Origin of the sequence: Streptomyces antibioticus (assembly GCF_002019855.1) — a bacterium.
GTDB classification, from domain to species: Bacteria; Actinomycetota; Actinomycetes; order Streptomycetales; family Streptomycetaceae; genus Streptomyces; species Streptomyces antibioticus_B.
The window spans coordinates 692,022-708,362 of sequence record NZ_CM007717.1 but is presented as its reverse complement, the minus strand read 5'-3'; the positions used below and the strand labels follow the sequence as shown (position 1 = coordinate 708,362).

Here is a 16,341-nt window from a genome sequence, read left to right as displayed (position 1 = left end):
CCACTGACAATGTCAATCATTGAGATTGTTCACCGTCGAGTCTTCGTGACTCCCCTCGTGATCCTCCTCGACCGGAGCCTGGAGCCCCATGTCCACCACCCCGCGACGCGCCCGCCTGCTCGTCCCCCTCCTCCTGATCGCCGTATGGCTCGGCGTCGGCGGTGTCCTCGGCCCCTACGCCGGGCGCCTCGGCGAGGTCGCCACCAACGACCAGGCCGCGTTCCTGCCGCGCAGCGCCGAGTCCACCGCGGTCGTCACCGCCCAGCGCGCCTTCCGGCAGGACGAGACCCTGCCCGCGATCGTCGTGTGGACCGGCACCGGCACCCGTACCGGCCTCACCGAGCGGCGCGCCGCCGCCGACGGCGTCCTCGCCTCCCTGGCGGACACCCCCGGCGTCGCCGGACAGGTCTCGCCCGCCCTGCTCTCCGAGGACGGCGAGGCCCTCGAAGGCGTGGTACCCCTGCGGACGGACCTCGGCGACGACCTCGCCGGCACCCTCGACCGGATCCGCACCGCCGCCGAACGCGTCCCCGGCACCACCGTGCAGCTCGCCGGCCCCGCCGCCGCCCAGGCGGACCTCTCCGACGCCTTCGCCGGCATCGACGGCCTGCTGCTCGTCGTCGCCCTGGTCACCGTGCTGGTGATCCTGCTGCTCGTCTACCGCAGCGTGCTGCTCCCGCTGGTGATCATCGTCGCCGCCGTCCTCGCCCTCGGACTGGCCTGCGCGATCGTCTACGCGCTCGCCGACCACGACCTGGTCCGCGTCGACGGACAGGTCCAGGGCATCCTGTCCATCCTCGTCATCGGCGCCGCCACCGACTACGCCCTCCTCCTGACCGCCCGCTACCGGGAGGAACTCGCCACCCGCACGGACCGGACCGACGCCATGCGGGCGGCGCTGCGGCAGTCCTGGGGCGCCGTCGTGGCCAGCGCGGCGACCGTCGTCCTGGGGCTCCTCGCCCTGCTGCTGAGCGACCTCACCAACAACCGCGCGCTCGGGCCGGTCGGCGCCATCGGCATCGTCTGCGCCGTCGTCGCCACGCTGACCTTCCTGCCCGCCGTCCTCGTCGCCCTGGGCCGCGCCGCCTACTGGCCCGCCAAGCCCGGCGCCCGGCCCGCCTCCGGAGGCGCCGGCGAGGGCGTGTGGCGGCGGGTCGCGGACCTCGTCGACCGGGCGCCGCGCCGGGTCTGGGCGGTGACCCTCGCCGCACTCCTGGCCGGCGCCGCCTTCGCGCCGATGCTGACCTCCAAGGGTGTGCCCCTGGACGAGACGTTCGTCAACGACGCCCCCTCCGTCGCCGCCCAGCGGACCCTGAGCGAGCACTTCCCCGGCGGCTCGGGCAACCCCGCCGTCGTCATCGCCGCCGCCGACCGCCTGGAGCCGGTTCTCGCCGCCGCCCGCCGCACCGAGGGCGTCGCCGAGGCGGCCGGGACGACCGCCTCGGGGCGGCCCGGCGGCGCACCCCTGGTCGTCGACGGCCGGGTCCGCGTCGACGTCACCTTCACCGACGCCGCCGACAGCGAGGCCGCGCAGCGCACGGTGGCCCGCCTGCGCACCGCCCTGCACGCCATACCCGGCGCCGACGCCCTCGTCGGCGGCTACACGGCCCAGCGCTACGACACCCTGCGCACCGCCGAACGCGACCGCACGCTGATCGTCCCCGTCGTCCTCGCCGTCATCTTCCTCATCCTCACCGGGCTCCTCAGGTCCCTGCTGCTGCCCGCCCTGCTCGTCGCCACGGTCGCGCTGAACTTCCTCGCCACGCTCGGGGTGTCCGCGCTGGTCTTCCGCCATGTGTTCGGCTTCGGCGGCACCGACCCGTCCGTACCGCTGTACGGGTTCGTGTTCCTGGTCGCGCTGGGCGTCGACTACAACATCTTCCTGATGTCCCGGGTCCGCGAGGAGTCCCTGCGGCACGGTGTACGGCAGGGCGTCCTGCGCGGCCTGGTCACCACGGGCGGTGTCATCACCTCCGCCGGCGTGGTCCTCGCCGCGACCTTCGCCGCGCTGGGCGTGATCCCGCTGGCCTTCCTCGTCCAGATCGCCTTCATCGTGGCCTTCGGCGTGCTCCTCGACACCCTCGTGGTGCGCTCGCTGCTGGTGCCGGCGCTGGTGCGGGACATCGGCGGGCCGGTCTGGTGGCCGAGCCGCCTGGGCCGGGGCGATGCCCCGTCCGACCACGCGCGGTCCGACCGCTCCGACGGGTGAACATGCTCGTACGGATCCGGGGCAGCCGGATCCGTACGACGCTGTCCGCCGCGGGGGCGGAGGGCGCGAGGACGGAGGTGCCGCGGCCATGGGTGCGAAGGTGCTGGAACGGTTTCCCGCGGGATCCCCGCGTGGTTCGTGGCCGGCGGAGGAGTACGCGGCCCGGCGCCGCGCCGAGGGCCTGCCCGCCACCGTGGTGATGGATCTGAGGTCCGACGCCTTCCTCGTGGTCGTCCCGGCGAACGACGAGGACTGACCGGACGAGGACTGTCGAGGCGAGGACCGGCGACCGGTCACGCGCGCCCGGCCCGGGCGAATTCCCTGGTCCGGGATGCGAGACCGGTTGTCGTCTCCTTGACTGCCGCGGCCGGCGGCTGCCACGATCGACGACATGATGATGCGACTGGACCTCACGCGGCGACGCCATGTCGATCTCGCGCGCGTCTCCAGCAGCTCCTGTCGCAGCGCGGCCTGATCACGCTTTTCCCTTCCGGATCCGCCGCCCTTTCTCCTTCCTTCTCTCCCGTGCTTCGGCGTGCTTTCGACGCGCGCGGCATGAACTCGCCCTTCCGCGCCCGGACTTCGGCGTGCGCGCGGTGTGAGCGGAAGGACCGGCACCGCAGGGCCCGACTCCGGCACCCAGACCGCCGCTTCCACCGGAACGCCCCCGCACGGGCACCCCCGGCACCTTCGAAAGAGGACCCATGGCCACCGTCCTGTCCGTCTCCGGCAGCCCCTCCGCCTCCTCCCGCACCGGCCGACTGCTGCGCCACCTCGACCAGCGACTGGCCGCCCAGGGCCACCGGGTGATCCCGCTCGACGTCCGGACGATCCCGGCCGAGGCCCTGCTCGGCGCCGACTTCCGCCACCCGGCGATCGTCGAGGCCACCGAACTCTTCGCCCGCGCCGACGGCGTCGTCGTCGGCACCCCCGTCTACAAGGCGTCCTACTCCGGTGTGCTCAAGGCGCTCCTCGACCTGCTCCCGCAGTACGCGCTCACCGGCAAGACCGTGCTGCCGCTGGCCACCGGCGGCACCACCGCCCATGTCCTCGCCATCGACTACGCCCTGCGGCCCGTCCTCAACTCCATGGGCGCCGCCCACATCGTGCAGGGCTGGTTCACCCTCGACAAGGACATCACCGCGCACGACGACGGCACGGTCACCGTCGCCCCCGCGGCCGCCGAGGCGCTCACCCAGGTCGTCGACCAGTTCTCGGCCGCCCTCGGGCACACCCCGTACCTGGCAGCGGCGAGCTGAACGCGATGACAGCCCGCACCCCCGGCGCCCATGTCATCGCCGACGACGCCGAAGCGCTCGCCGTCGCCCGTGCCCTCGCCGCCGAGTTCCGCACCGGCGCCTCCGCACGCGACGCAGAACGACGGCTGCCGCGCGCCGAGTTGGACCGGCTCTCCGCCTCCGGGCTGCTGGCCGTCACCGTCCCCGCCGAGCACGGCGGCGCGGACGTCTCCGCCCTGACCCTCGCGGAGATCTTCCGGCTGCTCGGCGCCGCCGACGCCAGCCTCGCCCAGATCCCGCAGAGCCACTTCGCCTACGTCAACGTGATCCGCCGCCAAGGCACCGACGAACAGAGGAAGTTCTTCTTCGCCGAACTGCTCGCCGGCCGCCGTTTCGGGAACGCCCAGTCCGAGGCGGGCACCCGGCACGTCCAGGACATCCGCACCCGGCTGGAACCCCGGCCCGACGGCTCGTTCACCCTGACCGGCGTCAAGCACTACTGCACGGGCGCCCTGTTCGCCGACTGGATCCCGGTCCTCGCCCGCGCGGCGGACGACCGGCTCCACGTCGCGTACGTGTCCGCGGACGCGCCCGGGGTGACCGTCGTCGACGACTGGGACGGGCTCGGCCAGCGCACCACGGCGAGCGGCACCGTACGACTCGACGCCGTGCCGGTGCCGGCCGACCGTGTCCTGCCGCACCACCTCACCTTCGAAGGCCCCCCAACTCCACGGCGCGGTCGCCCAGTTGCTGCACGCCGCGATCGACGCCGGCCTCGCCGCGGGCGCACTCGCCGAGGCGGCGGAGTTCGTACGGACCAGCAGTCGGCCCTGGTTCGAGAGCGGCGCCGAGAAGGCCACCGAGGACCCGCTGCTCATCCAGCGGTTCGGCGAACTCTCCCTGGAGGTAAGGGCGTCGGAGGCGCTTTTGCGCGAGGCGGCCCGCACGGTCGACGCGGCCGCCGCCGACCTGGACGACGACACGGCCGCCGAGGCGTCCCTCGCGGTCGCCGCCGCGAAGGTCCAGGCCGCCCGGGCCGCCGTCGAGGTGTCCAGCGCCCTGTTCGAGGTCTCCGGCACCCGCTCCGCGCTCGCCTCCCTCAACCTCCACCGGCACTGGCGCGACGCCCGCACCCACACCCTGCACGACCCCACCCGCTGGAAGATCCAGCACCTCGGCCGCCACGCCCTGAACGGCACCCGGCCGCCCCGCCACGGACTTCTCTAGCGCCCCGATCGGAGAGCCCCCGTATGTCCCTCACGTTCCACTGGTTCCTGCCCACCAACGGCGACAGCCGGCATGTCGTCGGCGGCGGCCACGGCACCCCGGCCACCGCCTCCGGACGGGACCGGCCGCCCACGGTCGCGTACCTGAGCCAGATCGCCCGCGCCGCGGAGGACCTGGGCTTCCTGGGCGCGCTCACCCCGACCGGGGCCTGGTGCGAGGACGCCTGGCTGACCACGGCCATGGTGAGTCAGCACACCGAGCGGCTGAAGTTCCTCGTCGCCTTCCGGCCCGGCTTCGTGTCTCCGACGCTGGCCGCGCAGATGGCGTCCACCTTCCAGCGGCACTCCGGCGGACGGCTCCTGCTCAACGTCGTCACCGGCGGCGAGAGCCACGAGCAGCGGGCCTACGGCGACTTCCTCGACAAGGACGACCGCTACCGCCGTACGGGCGAGTTCCTGGAGATCGTACGGGGGCTGTGGGAGGGCGGGACCGTCGATCTGAAGGGCGAGCACCTTCGGGTCGAGGACGCCCGGCTGGCCCGGGTGCCCGACCCGGTGCCCGAGGTGTACTTCGGGGGGTCCTCGCCGATCGCCGGGGAGATCGCCGCCCGGCACGCCGACGTCTACCTCACCTGGGGCGAGCCGCCCGCCCAGGTCGCCGAGAAGATCGAGTGGGTCAGGGGCCTCGCGGCCCACCACGGTCGCGTACCGCGGTTCGGGATCCGGCTGCACGTGATCACCCGGGACACCTCCGAGGCGGCCTGGGCGGAGGCGGACCGGCTGCTCGCCGGGTTCGACCCCGAGACCGTACGGTCCGTGCAGGCCGGGCTGGCGCGCAGCGAGTCCGAGGGACAGCGGCGGATGCTCGCGCTGCACGGCGGCGGCCGGGACGGGCTGGAGATCCACCCCAACCTGTGGGCGGGCATCGGGCTGGTGCGGGGCGGCGCGGGCACCGCGCTGGTGGGCAGCCACGCGGAGGTCGCCGAACGCATCCAGGAGTACGCGGCGCTGGGCATCTCCGAGTTCGTGCTGTCCGGCTACCCGCATCTGGAGGAGGCGTACTGGTTCGGCGAGGGTGTCCTGCCGCTGCTGGCCGGGGCCGGGCTGTGGCGGCACCCCGACGAGCGGCGGGACACCTCCGTGCAGGTGCCGTTCGCCGGCTGACACGTCCTCAGGGGACCAGCGCGTCGAGGTGCGACCGGCGGGACTCCCGGGTCTGGCCCTGGACCATCAGGAACAGGGCCTCCCGCGCGAGCCGTTGGGCCCGGTGCGACAGCAGCATCGTGCGGCCGCCGCCCGTCACCACGGCCGCGGTGGTCGCCGCCTGGAGGACCTCGTACGCCTGGGTCCGCAGCGCCAGCCGGTCGGCGAGGTGCTCGTCCGGCGCCGCCTCGTCGGCGAGCGCGTAGGCGTCGCCGCGGACCCGGGCCAGCCGGTCGCGCAGGGCGGCCGCGCGGTCGTCGTCCACCAGGCCGAGGGCGGCCTCGGCGACGCCGAAGACGGCGGGGTTGGCGTTCACAGTCTTCAGCCGGTCCGCCGCCGCCCAGCGCGCCAGCGGGGTGTGCAGGGCCACCGCCTCCTCGGGCAGCCGCAGCCCGTCCAGCTCCAGGGAGACCGTGCGGGCCGCGGTCAGCGCCGCCAGGCGCATCGGCGCGGACGCCCGCAGGCCCGGCTGGTCGCGGGCCTCGGTGACGGCGAACAGCGCCTCGTCCTCGTCCGTCACCCCGGCGAGCAGCAGCACGTCGTTCAGGCCCCACCCCGTGTACCAGGGCACCGTGCCGTCGAAGCGCCAGCCGGTGCCGTCGCGGGTGACCCGGACGGGCCTGCGCGGGGCGGCCCGCAGATGGGCGTAGGCGACCCCGGACAGCAGTTCGCCGCTCGCCAGCCGGTGCAGCAGCCGCTCGCGTACGGGGCCGTCGCTCCCGGCCACGGTCTGGACCGGGGTGTGGTGCTGGGTCTGCACGAACCAGGTCGAGCAGCAGGCCCCGGCGAGGATCTCCGCTGTCTCGCGGAACACCGCGGCGGGCACCGCCGTCCCGCCGTACGCGACGGGTGCGTTGAGCCCGAGCAGGCCCGAGCGCCGGATCTCCCGCAGATGGCTCTCCGGCACCCGCGTCCGGTCGACCTCCTCGGCGTGCGGGGCGAGGAGGTCGTCGGCGAGACGGCGGGCCCGGGTGACGAGGGGGTGCGGTGCGGTCGCTGCGGTCATGACCAAGATTCTCGGCCAGGACTCGCATGAAGCACCGCACGCCTCACACAGGGAGCACCGCGCGCCGCCTCACACGCTGAGCGCCTCCCGCACCGACCGTTCCGCGTCCCGGCCGCCCGTGCCGGACGAGGTGACCCGGCCGGCCTCCAGGACGCAGTACCGCTGGGCGGCCCGCATCGCGAAGCCGACGTGCTGTTCCACCAGCAGCACCGACAGCCCGCCCCGGGCCGCCAGGGCCAGGATCGTCTCCTCGATCTCGGCGACCACCGACGGCTGGATGCCCTCGGTCGGCTCGTCGAGGAGCAGCACCCGGGGCTCGGTCACCAGGGCGCGGGCGATGGCGAGTTGCTGCCGCTGGCCGCCGGAGAGCAGCCCAGCGCGGCGCCCGGAGAGGGCCCGCAGCGCCGGGAACAGGTCCAGTGCCTCGGCCACCGCCGCCCGGCCCCGCCGCCGTCCGTCGGCGACGAGTTGGAGGTTCTCGGCGGTGGTGAGGTGCCCGAACGACTGCTGGCCCTGCGGGACGTACGCCATCCCGCGCGCCACCCGCTCGTGCGGCCGGCGCCGGGTGATGTCCTCCCCGTCGAGACGGACCGTGCCCGCGGTGGGCGTGAGCAGTCCGACGGCCGTCCGCAGCAGGGTGCTCTTGCCCGCGCCGTTGTGCCCGAGCACCGCCGTCACCCCGTCGGACGGCACCGTCACGGAGACGCCGTGCAGGACCGTGCTGCGGTGATAGCCCGCCCGGACGTCCTCGATCTCCAGCATCACGCCTCCTGCCCGGCCATGTCACCGGCGTCCTCGGTGGCCGTGTGCCCGAGGTACACCTCCTGCACCTTCGGATCGGCCTGCACCTGCGCCACCGTGCCCTCGCTGAGCACCCGGCCCGCGTGCAGCACGCTGACGCTGCGCGCGAAGGACCGCATGAAGTCCATGTCGTGCTCGATGACGACGACGGTGCGCTCGGCGCTGATCCGGCGCAGCAGTTCGCCGGTGGCCTCCCGCTCGTCGTGGCTCATGCCGGCCACCGGTTCGTCGAGCAGCAGCAGCCGGACGTCCTGCACCAGCAGCATGCCGATCTCCAGCCACTGCTTCTGTCCGTGCGCCAGCGTCCCGGCGGGGGAGTCGGCGAGGTCGGTGAGCCCCACGGTCGCCAGCGCCTCGGTGACCTCCGGCGGGACGGCCTTGCGGCGGCGCAGCATGGTCCACGCGCCGCGGCCGGCGCCCGCCGCGATGTCCAGGTTCTGAAGGACCGTCAACTCCTCGAAGACGGTGGCCGTCTGGAAGGTGCGCCCGATGCCCGAGCGGGCGATCCGGTGCACACTGCGCCCCAGCAGCTCCGCTCCGCCGAACCGCACCGAGCCCCGCGCCTTCACCAGCCCGGTGACGGCGTCCACCAGGGTGGTCTTGCCGGCCCCGTTGGGTCCGATGAGGAACCGCAGATCGCCCGCGCGCACCTCGAGGTCGACGCCGTCGACCGCGGTGAACCCGTCGAAGGACACCCGCAGTCCACGAATCTCCAGCTCGCTCATGCCGCCTCTCCCACCGCCACGACGGGCGCCTTGTCCGGGGCTCCGGCCTTGCGCCGCCGTACCGTCTTCGCCAGTGAGGCGAGGCCGCCCGGCAGGAAGGCCAGCGCCACGATGAACAGCAGGCCCTGGAAGTAGGTCCAGCCCGCCGGGAACTCCTCCGACAGCGTGGTCTTCGCCCAGGCGACCGCGATCGCCCCGAGGACCGCCCCGACCAGGCTGGCGCGGCCGCCGACCGCCGCGCCGATCACGAACTCGATCGACGGGACGATCCCGATGAGTGCGGGCGAGATGATGCCGACGGCCGGCACGAACAGCGCGCCCGCCAGGCCCGCCATCCCGGCGGCGACCACGTACGCGACGAGCTTGACGTTCGCCGGGTCGTACCCGAGGAAGCGCACCCGCTCCTCCGAGTCCCGTACGGCGACCAGGAGTTCGCCGTAGCGGCTGTGGATGAGCTGACGGGCCACGGCGATCAGCAGGAGCAGGGCGGCGGCGATGACGAGGTACACCATCCGCTGGTTGACGGGATCGTCCAGGGCGTAGCCGAAGAAGCCCTGGATGTCGGTGAGTCCGTTGGTGCCGCCGGTGGTGGCCTGCTGGCCGACCAGCCAGATCGCGAAGGCCGCGGCGAGCGCCTGGGAGAGGATCGCGAAGTAGGCGCCCCTGACCCGGCGGCGGAAGATGAACAGGCCGAGCAGCGCGGCCACGGCCATCGGCAGCAGAGCCGTCGCCGCCAGCGCGAACACCGGGTTCGCGAACGGCCGCCACCACCAGGGGAGTTCGGTGGCGGTGCCGTAGAGCTGCATGAAGTCGGGCAGATTGCCGGGGCCCGCGTCGGCGAGCTTGAGGTGCATCGCCATCGCGTAGCCGCCGAGGCCGAAGAACACCCCCTGGCCGAGGGTCAGCAGCCCGCCGCGGCCCCAGGCCAGGCAGATGCCGACGGCGACCATGGCCATGCACAGGTACTTGGCGAGCAGCCCGAGACGGAAGTCGGACAGCAGGGCCGGGGCGACCGCGAAGAGCAGCACCGCCCCCGCGGCGAACCCGGCCCACGCGGTACGTCCCTTGAGAACCTTCACACCAGACTCCTCGTGCGCAGCGTGTACAGCCCCTGGGGCCGCCACTGGAGGAACGCGACGATGCCGACCAGGACCAGCACCTTGGCCACCGAGACGGTGGTGGAGTACTCCAGCACCGACTGGAGCACGCCCAGCACGAAGGCGACGATCACCGTGCCCTTGAGCTGCCCGATGCCGCCGACGACGATCACCAGGAAGGCGTCGATGATCACGTTGGTGCCCATCGTCGGCCCGATCGGACCGACCAGGGTCAGCGCCACCCCGGCCACCCCGGCGAGCCCGGAGCCGAGGAAGAACGCGGTGCGGTCGACCCGCGCGGTGGAGATGCCGGACACCTCGGCGAGGTCCCGGTTCTGCACGACGGCCCGGATCCGGCGGCCCAGCGGGGTCAGCCGCAGGGTCAGCGAGAGCGCGACCACGGCCGCGACGGCGAGGCCCAGGATGAACAGCCGGCTGGTGGCGAAGGTCAGCGGATCGGCGCCGCCGATCACCGTGACGTTCCCGGTGAGCGCGTCCGGCGCCCGGGTCTGCACATTGGGCGCGCCGAACACGTCCCGGGCGAGTTGCTGGAGCATCAGGGAGACGCCCCACGTGACGAGAAGCGTGTCCAGGGGCCGCAGATACAGCCTGCGGATCAGCAGCCATTCCAGCAGCGCGCCGAGCGCCCCCGACACGAGAAATGCGACGGGCAGCGCGACGAGCAGCGAAATTCCGGCGCTGGAAATGGACTTCTGAAGGACGTATGTGGTGTAGGCGCCCGCCATGATGAACTCGCCGTGGGCCATGTTGATGACGTTCATCTGGCCGAAGGTGAGCGACAGACCGAGCGCGATGAGCAGCAGGACGGCACCGATCGAGATGCCGGTGAAGGTCTGACCGAGGATCACGGTCATACGGCGGCTCCGAGGGGAGACGGGGCGGCGGGGGACCCGCGGCTGGACGCGGGTCCCCCTGCGACGGGCGGTCAGGACAGGCCGGCGGCCCAGGGGTAGCCCTTGAGGAACGGGTCCGGCTTGACCGGCTCCCCGGAGTTCCACACCTCGGTGATCAGTCCGTCGGTGCCGATCTTCCCGATGCGCGCGGTCTTGTGGATGTGCTGCGAGGCGCCGTCCACGGTGACCTTGCCCTCGGGCGCCTCGAAGGTGATCCCGTCGGAGGCGGCCTTCACCTTCTCCGGGTCGAAGGACTTCGCCTTCTCCACCATCGCCTTCCACAGGTAGACCGAGGTGTACGCGGCCTCCATCGGGTCACTGGTGGGCTTGTCCGCGCCGTACTTCGCCTTGTACGCCTTCACGAACTTCTCGTTCGCCGCGCCGGGGGTGGTCTGGTAGTAGTTCCACGCCGTCAACTGGCCCGCCAGGTACTGCGGTCCGATGGACTTGACCTCCTCCTCGGCGATCGACACCGAGACGACCGGCATGGACTTCGCGGTCAGGCCGGCGGACTTGTACTCCTTGAAGAACGCCACGTTGGAGTCGCCGTTGAGGGTGTTGAAGACGGCGTCCGCCTTCGACGCCTTCACCTTGTTGGCGATCGTGCTGAACTCCGTGGACCCCAGCGGCGCGTAGTCCTCGCCGAGGACCGTCATGCCGTTGGCCTTCGCGTACGCCTTGATCTCCTTGTTGGCGGTGCGCGGGAACACGTAGTCGCTGCCGACCAGGTAGATCTTCTTGAGGCCCTGGCCCTTGAGGTAGTCGAGCGCGGGGATGATCTGCTGGTTGGTGGTGGCGCCGGTGTAGAAGATGTACGGCGACTCCTCCAGGCCCTCGTACTGCACGGGGTAGAACAGCAGCGACCTGTTCTTCTCGAAGACCGGCTTGACGGCCTTGCGGCTGGCCGAGGTCCAGCAGCCGAAGGTGGCCGCGACCTGGTCCTCCTTGATGAGCTTGGCCGCCTTCTCGGCGAACGTCGGCCAGTCGGAGGCGCCGTCCTCGGAGACCGGCTCGATCTTCTTGCCGAGCACCCCGCCGGAGGCGTTGATCTCGTCGACCGCCAGCAGCAGCGAATTGCGTACGGTCACCTCGCTGATCGCCATGGTGCCGGAGAGCGAGTTGAGCAGACCGACCCTGACCTTGTCACCGCTGACGTCGATCTTCGCGGCCTTGTCGGACGACGAGCCGGACGCGTCGGTCTTGGCGCCGCAGGCGGAGAGTGCGACGACCGCCGCGAGCGCGGCACCGCCGGCCAGGAAGCGGCGGCGGGGAAAACGTGAACCGCTGGACAAGACAACCCCCTCGGGTGTGCTGGAGAGAAACCTCCCCAAGTGCGGTCCACAGCCTCAAGTCGCCCTGTTTCCACGGTGTTTCACGCGACTTTCCCGGAGGCAACAAAAAACGCCCCGCGGCGACGTGACATGCATTCGAACCACGTTGAACGTCCGAATTCACAATTCGCCCGAGGCATTCTAATTACTTTCCGTGGGAAGTATCTTGACGGTCTGAGGGACTGTCAAGAGCGGGAGCCGTGGGGATCGAGTTCGGTGAGCACGTCGAAGTCCAGTCCGTCCGCGCGCGCCAGATAGATGCGCTGGCGGACATGCCCGCCACGCAGCCGCAGCAGCCCCCGCGGCCCCTCGTACGACACCGAGTCCGCGGCCGCGCCGATCGCCGCCACGTCCACCGTCCCCGCCCGGCGCAGCAGCGCCGCCAGCAACAGGACACCCTCGTGGCAGGATTCGCCGAGACTGCCCGGGGCCGGCGCCTCCACGCCGAACCGCGCGGCGTAGCGCCCGTGGAAGTCGAGCGTGTCCGCGGTGGCGAGCGAGGCGAAGAAACCGGCGGTGCTGTAGAGGTCCACCGTCGCCGAAGGGCCGCTGGCCAGCAGCATGTTCTCGTCCATCAGGGTGCTCAGCCGCAGACAGCGCGCGTCCAGCCCGTACGCGGCGAACGCCCGGTTGAAGCGCACCGCGTCGCTGCCCACCAGCAGCAGGAGCACCGCGTCCGCGTCGGAGCGCTCGATGCGCCGCAGCACCGGCTCGAAGTCGTGCGTGCCCAGCGGCAGATACACCTCGCCGCCGATCCGGCCGCCCGTCTCCCGGGCGTACGCGTGCGCCGCCCGCGCCGTCCGCCGGGGCCACACATAGTCGTTGCCCACCACGAACCAGCGGCGCACCCGCCGCTCGTGCGCCAGCAGCACCATCGCGGGCCGCAGTTGGTCGCGCGGGGTCTCGCTGGTCAGGAACACCCCGGCGGTGTGCTCACCGCCCTCGTACAGAGCCGTGTACACATAGGGCACCCGGTGCGCGATCCGCGGGGCCAGTGCTTGCCGCACCGAGGAGATGTGCCAGCCCGTGACGCCCTGCACGACCCCCAGATCCACCAACGCCTCGACGTGATCGGCCACTTCGCGCGGCGGCGCGCCCCCGTCGACCGGCACGAGCCGCAGTTCGCGGCCGAGCACCCCGCCCGCCCGGTTGACCTCCTCCGCCGCCAGCCGCGCGCACAGCTCGCAGGCCGGCCCGAAGATCCCCGCCGGCCCCTGCATCGGGAAGACCAGGGCCACACCGAGCGCCGACGCGTCGGCCGTGAACCAGTCGGAGGCGGGGGAGTCGTGCCGGACCATGGCGACATGCTTCCGGGTCGGCCCGCCGAACTCCAGTGTGTCTCCTACGATGTACGCACCCCGTGACCTAGGAGCGGATACCGGATGCCCACCTCCTCGACTCCTCGCAGGCCGCAGGATCTGATGCGGCTCCTCACCCGGGCCGAGCGGCTGGCCGAACGCAGGCTCAGGACCGCCCTGGAGGAGGAGGGCTGCTCGGTGGACGCCTGGCGGGTGCTCGCGCTGCTCTCCGACGGCACCGGACACCACATGTCGGCGATCGCCGAGGCCGCCTTCCTGCCGGCGCCGACCCTGACCAAGCTGGTCGACCAGCTCGTCGACCAGAACCTCGTGCACCGCCGGGTCGACCCGCTCGACCGGCGCCGCATCCTCGTCTACCTCACCCCGCGCGGCCAGGACCACTGGCGGCGCGCCGACCGCGCGGTCCGGGCCGCCTGGCCGGCCGGGAGCCCGGCCGACGAGGACCTCCTCGGCGCCCTCCTCGACCGGCTCGCCGAGACCCTCGACGACTCCTCCCGGGTGTGACCGGACGGCGGCGTATCGGACGTACGCACGCAGAATCGTTCCCCTCTGCCGCTCCCGTGGCATTTCGTCCCACCCGTCACTGATCGGCTTATATGGGGATTACGTGAAGAGTGCGGTGGCTATATTCAGGCCACGTCCGGATGGCCGCATCCGGTTACTCCAAGGGGGGAAGACGTGGACCGGTCACGTCTGGAGGCGTCGATCAGCCGTGCGCTGGCCGGCCGGGCGGTGCACCGCCCGCTGGTCGCGGAGATCGACCGGTACTGGGACATCTTCACCGACAGCTTCACCGAACTCGTCGACGCCGTCGACCGGTTGGTGGCCGAGACCGCCGGTGCCGGAGCCCGCGGCGCCGACCCCGACCAGGCGCTCGCCGCCGTCGAGGCATGGCGCAGACCCGCCGCGGACGGCGGCCCCGACCGCCTCGAACGGCTCACGGCACAGATCCGGCAGACCGAGGCGCACCTCGGCGCCGTGCGGTCCCGCGTCGACCGCGACACGGTCAACGTCGGCGTCGTGGGCCGCACCAGGGCCGGTAAGAGCACCCTGCTGCGGGCCGCCAGCGGCCTGGACGGCACCGTCCTGCCCTCGCACGAGAACAACCCGACCACCGCGTCCCGCAGTTGGATCCACCACCGGCCCGGACAGGCCGAGGCCCTGGTCACCCTGCGCACCTGGGACGAGTTCGTGGAGCAGTACCTCGCGCCGCTGCACGCCTCCGCCCAGCTCCCCGCCGGACCGCCCCGCGACCCGCAGTCCTTCCGGGTCCACGTGTACCCGCAGCCCGGCGACGGCGGCGGCGCCCCCGACGACTACAGCGCCGTCGCCCTGCCCTACCTCAGGAAACTGATCCAGGCGCAGACCTCCCTGGACGACTATCTCCCGCTGCTGGCCCGGCGCGGCCCCGGCGAGCGGATCGTCGTCCCCCTCAAGGAGCTGGCCCCGTACCTGAGTTACCCCAGCGGCGAGGACGGCGGGGCCGCCACGCCCCGGCTGTACCACGCGGTGCGCGACATCCACGTCCGCTGCGACTTCCCGCACGTGGACACCACCGCGATGGTCCTCGTCGACCTGCCCGGCGCCGGCGAGGCCGGCCTCGACGTCCAGCAGCACTTCCTGCGCGACCTCACCCACGAGGTCGACTTCCTGCTCCATGTGAAGCGCGGCGCGGCCAACTCGGCCTTCTTCGGCCAGGAGGACTACGCGGACCTCCACCTCGCCCAACTCGCCTGCGGCGACGTGCCGTTGTCGGACTTCGCCATGGTGGTCGCCAACCCCGACGTGAGCCTGTCCCCGGAGGCCGCCCGCAACGTGCTGGAGACCGCGCGCGCCGCGGTCGCCCACTACGAGGTGCGCACCGTGGAATGTCCCCTCGGCGGCACGCCCGAGTCGGCGGACGCCGCCGTGCGCGAGCTGCTGCTGCCGGTCGTCCTCGGCCATCTCGCCGACCGGCTCGCCGAGATGGACCGCGCGATGCTCGACGGACTGCGCCGCCGCGTCTCCGAAGTCACCCGCGAGGCCCTGCTGTTCGCCGCCGAGGTGGCCGCCTCCGCCGAGCGCTGGCAGCTCGGCGTCCCGGACGAGGCCGACCGGCTCCAGACCTTGGCCGACCGCCTCTGCGACGACCTCGCCGATGAACTCGGCGTGGTCTACGAGGAGTACGACGGCATGGTCGCCCGCGGCGAGCACATCCCGCAGATCGAGGCCGCCGTCGACGAGGCCGCCGAGCGCGTCCGGGACTGGGTGCGCGGCGGCTTCGACTCCGCCGACGAGGACGAGTGGCGGTCCCGGACGAGGAACGGCATGTTCTGGCGGGCCGGCGCGATGGCCGACTGGTGGTTCAACCGGGCCCGCACCAAGCTCACCGAGGAGTTCGGGGGAGTGGACGCCTCCGTCGACCGCGCCGTCGCCCTGCTCTGGCAGCGGATGGCCGACGCCCTGCGCACCCGGCTCACCGAGGCCGTCGTCCCCGTGGACGACCGCCCGCTGGAGGCGCTGCTGCACCGGGTGGAGCGCGTCCCGGCACCCGTGCTGAAGAAGGCCCTGGAGGACTTCACCGGACTGCGCACGGACTACGGCAGTCTGTTCCTGCGCGTCGGCAGCCCCGTCGTGCAGGAGGTCCGCAACCTCACGGGGCGCACCCTGCCGCAGATCCCGGCACAAACACAGGCACCGGCACCGGCACCGGCACCGGCCCCCGCCGAGGCGCACGCCGGGCAGGCGAAGGCCGGCGAGGAGCCGCCGCCGGGCAGCAGGGCGAGCTGGTTCAAGCCCCCGGCCGACGCCCAGCCGGGACAGCCGGGACAGCCACGGCCCGCCGCGCACCCCGGCCCGCACCCCGCGTCCGAGCCCGACCCGCAGCCCGCTCCGCCCGCCGCCGGGGGCGGCTACGCGGCCGGTGCCACGGCGGACATGGAGCAGCTCCACCACCACCTGGTCACCACGGTGGAGCACGCCGTGGGCGAGCTGGAGCACAAACTGCACACCGAGGCCCTGACGATGGTGCGCGTCCTGGCCGCCGCGGCCTTCCAGTTCTTCGCCGCCGCCACCGGCACACCCGGCGTGGAACGCGAGTGGCGGAGGGTTTGCCGGGCCGAGCAACGCTCCATCTGGCCGGGCGAGTTCGACGGCGCGGAGGCCGCGCTGTCCGAGGCGGTGAGCGTCCTGCTCAAGCGCGCCGACGACGTCAGGACCGGCGGCACCGAGGTGGCCGCGGCCGTCGGAGCACCGCTGCCCGGCCGGAAGACCGGCCCAGGGCAGGGCTGATC

14 protein-coding genes and 1 pseudogene are annotated in these 16,341 nt (G+C 72.7%); 8 read left to right on the top strand and 7 right to left on the bottom strand.

The window, feature by feature from the left end; genetic code table 11:
- Positions 1 to 88 precede the first annotated feature (88 nt).
- The 6 genes and pseudogenes from AFM16_RS03205 to AFM16_RS03190 all read left to right on the top strand — a co-directional run bounded on the left by AFM16_RS03205 (position 89) and on the right by AFM16_RS03190 (position 5,837).
- Positions 89 to 2,209 carry an MMPL family transporter gene (locus tag AFM16_RS03205; RefSeq protein WP_078632208.1) on the top strand — a complete coding sequence of 707 codons (2,121 nt, stop codon included), beginning with the start codon at positions 89 to 91 and terminating at the stop codon, positions 2,207 to 2,209.
- Between the two features lie 88 nt (positions 2,210 to 2,297).
- Positions 2,298 to 2,465 (top strand): DUF8839 family protein, encoded by a 168-nt coding sequence (locus AFM16_RS39275; protein WP_167797146.1) that lies wholly within the window; start codon positions 2,298 to 2,300, stop codon positions 2,463 to 2,465.
- 135 nt (positions 2,466 to 2,600) lie between these two features.
- On the top strand, positions 2,601 to 2,684 hold the full coding sequence (locus AFM16_RS40595; RefSeq protein ID WP_353962397.1) for a putative leader peptide: 84 nt from the start codon (positions 2,601 to 2,603) through the stop codon (positions 2,682 to 2,684).
- A gap of 229 nt (positions 2,685 to 2,913) precedes the next feature.
- Positions 2,914 to 3,468, top strand: coding sequence for an NADPH-dependent FMN reductase (gene ssuE / locus AFM16_RS03200; protein ID WP_030787532.1), 555 nt, complete (start codon positions 2,914 to 2,916; stop codon positions 3,466 to 3,468).
- Between the two features lie 5 nt (positions 3,469 to 3,473).
- A pseudogene (locus AFM16_RS03195) lies at positions 3,474 to 4,674 on the top strand (SfnB family sulfur acquisition oxidoreductase).
- 23 nt (positions 4,675 to 4,697) lie between these two features.
- Positions 4,698 to 5,837 (top strand): LLM class flavin-dependent oxidoreductase, encoded by a 1,140-nt coding sequence (locus tag AFM16_RS03190; RefSeq protein WP_078632207.1) that lies wholly within the window; start codon positions 4,698 to 4,700, stop codon positions 5,835 to 5,837.
- Between the two features lie 7 nt (positions 5,838 to 5,844).
- On the opposite strand, the gene AFM16_RS03185 is transcribed toward AFM16_RS03190, so the two are convergent.
- From AFM16_RS03185 to AFM16_RS03155, 7 genes are all read right to left on the bottom strand, one after another.
- Entirely contained in the window at positions 5,845 to 6,882 is a 1,038-nt protein-coding gene (locus tag AFM16_RS03185) for an acyl-CoA dehydrogenase family protein (RefSeq protein WP_078632206.1), read from the bottom strand.
- Between the two features lie 69 nt (positions 6,883 to 6,951).
- Entirely contained in the window at positions 6,952 to 7,644 is a 693-nt protein-coding gene (gene urtE / locus AFM16_RS03180; protein ID WP_078632205.1) for an urea ABC transporter ATP-binding subunit UrtE, read from the bottom strand.
- Complete coding sequence (gene urtD, locus AFM16_RS03175; RefSeq protein ID WP_030787550.1) at positions 7,644 to 8,408, bottom strand: urea ABC transporter ATP-binding protein UrtD; 765 nt, start codon at positions 8,406 to 8,408, stop codon at positions 7,644 to 7,646. Before urtD ends, urtE begins: the two co-directional genes overlap by 1 nt.
- Positions 8,405 to 9,487, bottom strand: a complete 1,083-nt coding sequence (gene urtC / locus AFM16_RS03170) for an urea ABC transporter permease subunit UrtC (RefSeq protein WP_245177623.1) — start codon at positions 9,485 to 9,487, stop codon at positions 8,405 to 8,407. The genes urtD and urtC overlap by 4 nt, the downstream gene beginning before the upstream one ends.
- Positions 9,484 to 10,380, bottom strand: a complete 897-nt coding sequence (gene urtB, locus AFM16_RS03165) for an urea ABC transporter permease subunit UrtB (RefSeq protein WP_078632203.1) — start codon at positions 10,378 to 10,380, stop codon at positions 9,484 to 9,486. The genes urtC and urtB overlap by 4 nt, the downstream gene beginning before the upstream one ends.
- A 71-nt stretch (positions 10,381 to 10,451) precedes the next feature.
- The gene (gene urtA / locus AFM16_RS03160; protein WP_030787559.1) at positions 10,452 to 11,711 is read right to left on the bottom strand and encodes an urea ABC transporter substrate-binding protein; all 1,260 of its coding nucleotides are present in this window, start codon (positions 11,709 to 11,711) and stop codon (positions 10,452 to 10,454) included.
- A gap of 224 nt (positions 11,712 to 11,935) precedes the next feature.
- Entirely contained in the window at positions 11,936 to 13,048 is a 1,113-nt protein-coding gene (locus tag AFM16_RS03155) for a substrate-binding domain-containing protein (protein WP_078632202.1), read from the bottom strand.
- 84 nt (positions 13,049 to 13,132) lie between these two features.
- Between AFM16_RS03155 and AFM16_RS03150 the strand changes: the two genes are divergently transcribed.
- Positions 13,133 to 13,573, top strand: coding sequence for a MarR family winged helix-turn-helix transcriptional regulator (locus tag AFM16_RS03150; RefSeq protein ID WP_078632201.1), 441 nt, complete (start codon positions 13,133 to 13,135; stop codon positions 13,571 to 13,573).
- Positions 13,574 to 13,747: 174 nt separating this feature from the next.
- Positions 13,748 to 16,339, top strand: a complete 2,592-nt coding sequence (locus AFM16_RS03145) for a hypothetical protein (RefSeq protein WP_078632200.1) — start codon at positions 13,748 to 13,750, stop codon at positions 16,337 to 16,339.
- Positions 16,340 to 16,341: the final 2 nt, after the last annotated feature.

What these genes read in the sequence shown, in the direction of transcription:
- urtB (WP_078632203.1), bottom strand. Translation starts at nt 10,380, where the DNA reads ATGACCGTGATCCTCGGTCAGACCTTCACCGGCATCTCGATCGGTGCC.
- urtE (WP_078632205.1), bottom strand. Translation starts at nt 7,644, where the DNA reads ATGCTGGAGATCGAGGACGTCCGGGCGGGCTATCACCGCAGCACGGTC.
- AFM16_RS40595 (WP_353962397.1), top strand. Translation starts at nt 2,601, where the DNA reads ATGATGATGCGACTGGACCTCACGCGGCGACGCCATGTCGATCTCGCG.
- AFM16_RS39275 (WP_167797146.1), top strand. Translation starts at nt 2,298, where the DNA reads ATGGGTGCGAAGGTGCTGGAACGGTTTCCCGCGGGATCCCCGCGTGGT.
- AFM16_RS03205 (WP_078632208.1), top strand. Translation starts at nt 89, where the DNA reads ATGTCCACCACCCCGCGACGCGCCCGCCTGCTCGTCCCCCTCCTCCTG.
- urtD (WP_030787550.1), bottom strand. Translation starts at nt 8,408, where the DNA reads ATGAGCGAGCTGGAGATTCGTGGACTGCGGGTGTCCTTCGACGGGTTC.
- AFM16_RS03185 (WP_078632206.1), bottom strand. Translation starts at nt 6,882, where the DNA reads ATGACCGCAGCGACCGCACCGCACCCCCTCGTCACCCGGGCCCGCCGT.
- AFM16_RS03155 (WP_078632202.1), bottom strand. Translation starts at nt 13,048, where the DNA reads ATGGTCCGGCACGACTCCCCCGCCTCCGACTGGTTCACGGCCGACGCG.
- AFM16_RS03150 (WP_078632201.1), top strand. Translation starts at nt 13,133, where the DNA reads ATGCCCACCTCCTCGACTCCTCGCAGGCCGCAGGATCTGATGCGGCTC.
- ssuE (WP_030787532.1), top strand. Translation starts at nt 2,914, where the DNA reads ATGGCCACCGTCCTGTCCGTCTCCGGCAGCCCCTCCGCCTCCTCCCGC.
- AFM16_RS03190 (WP_078632207.1), top strand. Translation starts at nt 4,698, where the DNA reads ATGTCCCTCACGTTCCACTGGTTCCTGCCCACCAACGGCGACAGCCGG.